We start from the raw sequence: 2927 nt of genomic DNA, 5'->3' as shown, positions 1-2927 counted from the left end.
TCCTCGGTTTTGACTCGTGCTAGTTTATGGTTACGGCCGTCAAAGTATTTCTGGACAATGTATAAATCTTCGGTTTTATCGTAGGTGTAGTTTTTAGGTTCATCCATTATATCAATGTTGTTTGTCCTGATGGTTTAACTGTTGACTTTGCAACAATCCTTTCATCATTATTATTACCATATAATTCAATGAAATCTAAAGCTTCCTTTGGTGAATGTATTTTTTCAATATGAGGCACGGGTATTCCATGGTATAAGTATTTGTTTACCCTCCAACCTTGATAGAATGTCTGTTCTAAACTATCCATTTGCATTACACTTCCACGAGCACCCATACTCCAAAAGTTGATTGTACACATCTTCACACTTGTTTCATCAATATCCTGCCCCACTAGGAATAAATCCCCTTTACTTTTCACATGTGTAGCTAGTAACATACGGCCACTACCACAGGCACAGTCATTAGCTATCTTATCAGAATTATCCTCAAAGGTTTTATCCCTCATCACTAAATCTGTTGTAACTTCAGCAACACAAGTAGGACTATAGTATTGGCCTAATTGCTTTGATTTTCCCTGTGACAATACTACTTGCTCATATAATTCACCTAACAAATCATAGTAAGGTTCAGTATTTAATATCTCACTTAATTTATTCAAGTAAGCCCCTAACAAATCTTGATATGCTTCTTCGTTCCCATGATAATTAGGTGATTCTTCATTACAGTATAGTAAGTTGATTCTAATCACATAATCTAACCAATCATTCCATATTACACTACGGTCATTATATCTTGCTAGTTCTTCGAATATTTCCTCGAATGTCTTCATAAATATCTTTGCCCCCTTTTCTTTTTTTGTATAACTTCCCATCTTCGTAGAATATTGTATATTCTTCCATTTCCTTGAATATACAATTATCACAATCCATATGATTTATACAATATGGAATGTATCTCATGTATTTTGCACATGGAGCTATCATTTCTCTTCCTCTTGCAATAATTTTTTTTATCTTCCGATTATATTGGTTCCGTATTCTCGTCTTTTTTCCGGATTGTTTATTAGTGTTAATGTGTCTTTTTCGGTGTGGATTATTAATTCACGAAATTCCGGATCATCATAATATCTTGTAATAATGACCAAGTATCGTGTGTCGATGTGGTAGTAGGTTTTTAGTATGCTTTTCATGCAAGCGTATTTGTCATGTGCATTGGTATAGTCGTGTAGTATTCTGCGTGCGGTGGGTATGTCTAGTCCTGTATCATTGCTGTCTATGTATAATCGGTTGTCTATGATTGTGAATTTATGTTCCTGTGATGGGTCTTCGAATTTTTCCAGGTACTCATCGAATACTCCTTGTTGGATATTATATATGACTCTCATTAGTTGCATTGCGGATAATCCTGTTTCTTTAGCACATGCTTGTCTTGGTAGTTGACTGTAGGTCCATCTTGGTAGGCTGTTTTTTATGTGCAGGACGTCTAATATGTTGAAGTTAAGTTTTGGATTGCCTTGTCCTTTACGGTAGATGTCTATTCCTTTAACTCCTGTGAGGTTGTATAATTTTTTACAGGATTCATGTATAGTGAAGGCTAGGTCTTGTTTGGGTAATTCTTTTCTTTGATTGTAGTTGTGGATTATCTTGTTGAATGTGCCTTCTTCGATATTCCAGATTACTCGTTTTATTGTTCCTGGTGATAGGCTGGGATATTCTTTACTTATACGTGTGTAATCGTAATCGTTTACATAATAGTAGGGTATTTTTTCTTTTATTTGTATGATGTCTTCTATTGTGAATTTGGTTGGTTTTCCATGGTTGTCTTTGTTTTTGAATCTTCCATCTGGTAAGAGTGTTAAACTGTATTTTTTCCTTTGGGATAAAGGTATGTTCATTAAATGTTTACCTGGTTCTACTCTAGGTAAGTTTTCTGGAGTATCATCCACTACCACTGCTGTTATAGGATAATCTTTAATGAATTTATATAGTTTATCTTCACTTTTTTTGAGGCCGTGTTCTTTGACTAGGTAATTGTATCCTATGCGTGTGGCTTTGCGGATTTCAGCATCAGTTAAAGTTACTGTATCCATGGTTTTAATTAAATCTGATACTTTGGCGGATTCGATTTTCACTCGCCTTGTAATATTATTAGATTCTTTGCTAAGTTCAGTGAATAAGCTTTGCTTAACTTTAGTTATATCATTGGCGATTATTTCGAATTCATTGTTTAGATGTTTTAGTATGTCTTGGTTGTCTTGTTTTAATTGTTTTATTTCATGGTTTTGGTCGGTGATTGTTTTCATTAGTAGTTGGTTGAATTCTTGTTGTTCTTTTAATTGTTCTAGTATGCGGGTTTCAGTTTCAGAGGGTGTTTCCTCTTTTGTTTTTCGATTGAATATGCTCATCTTTTATCATCTCAAATTTGTTTTTTTTCTTTGGGTAAAAAATTTTTTTTATAGTTTATTTTTTTAAACTATAATTTAATATATAATGATAATAATATTTAAATGTAATGTATAAAATATTAAAAAAAGAGTATAAAAAAGAAATATTCTATTAAATCATATAGAAATGTATTAACCATCATAGAAAATCTTTGAAAAGTTCATCATCATAAATTTTCTATTCCGCAGGATCCAATGTAATAGAAATTCTTTAGAAAGTTTCTCATCATCTTTTTTCTACACACCCAAATATACTTAATAGAAAAATCTTTGAAAAGTTTCTTGCTGAAGATTTTCTATTCAACATTTTTGAAGGTAATAGAAATTCTTTAGAAAGTTTATCATCATAAATTTTCTATTCAATATATCCAACTGCAATAGAAAATCCTCCTAAAGATTAATGCTAAAAGATTTTCTATTAAACCATATAGAAACGTATTCAGCAGCAGATAAAAAATAGCTTTCACCATCTTTCAATCTTAAT

At 32.1% G+C, this 2927-nt stretch carries 3 protein-coding genes; all 3 read right to left on the bottom strand.

Translation table 11 applies throughout. The features are described 5' to 3' along the window. Window positions 1–106: 106 nt before the first annotated feature. From ACJROP_RS00975 to ACJROP_RS00965, 3 genes are read right to left on the bottom strand one after another with little or no spacing between them, the layout of a single operon-like run. Window positions 107–829, bottom strand: coding sequence for an N-6 DNA methylase (locus ACJROP_RS00975; RefSeq protein ID WP_406533648.1), 723 nt, complete (start codon window positions 827–829; stop codon window positions 107–109). Next, window positions 786–983 carry a hypothetical protein gene (locus ACJROP_RS00970; RefSeq protein WP_406533647.1) on the bottom strand — a complete coding sequence of 66 codons (198 nt, stop codon included), beginning with the start codon at window positions 981–983 and terminating at the stop codon, window positions 786–788. The genes ACJROP_RS00975 and ACJROP_RS00970 overlap by 44 nt, the downstream gene beginning before the upstream one ends. 26 nt (window positions 984–1009) lie before the next feature. Continuing rightward, a complete protein-coding gene (locus ACJROP_RS00965; protein WP_406533646.1) occupies window positions 1010–2404 on the bottom strand; it encodes a hypothetical protein in 1395 nt (464 codons plus the stop codon). Window positions 2405–2927 lie beyond the last annotated feature (523 nt).

Source organism: Methanobrevibacter sp. (assembly GCF_045220775.1).
In the GTDB taxonomy this organism is placed as follows: Archaea; Methanobacteriota; Methanobacteria; order Methanobacteriales; family Methanobacteriaceae; genus Methanocatella.
This window is presented reverse-complemented; position numbering and strand designations above follow the sequence as displayed.

Bases quoted from the DNA above. Each gene is read 5' to 3' on its own strand.
- ACJROP_RS00975 (WP_406533648.1), bottom strand. From the start codon at position 829: ATGAAGACATTCGAGGAAATATTCGAAGAACTAGCAAGATATAATGAC.
- ACJROP_RS00970 (WP_406533647.1), bottom strand. From the start codon at position 983: ATGATAGCTCCATGTGCAAAATACATGAGATACATTCCATATTGTATA.
- ACJROP_RS00965 (WP_406533646.1), bottom strand. From the start codon at position 2,404: ATGAGCATATTCAATCGAAAAACAAAAGAGGAAACACCCTCTGAAACT.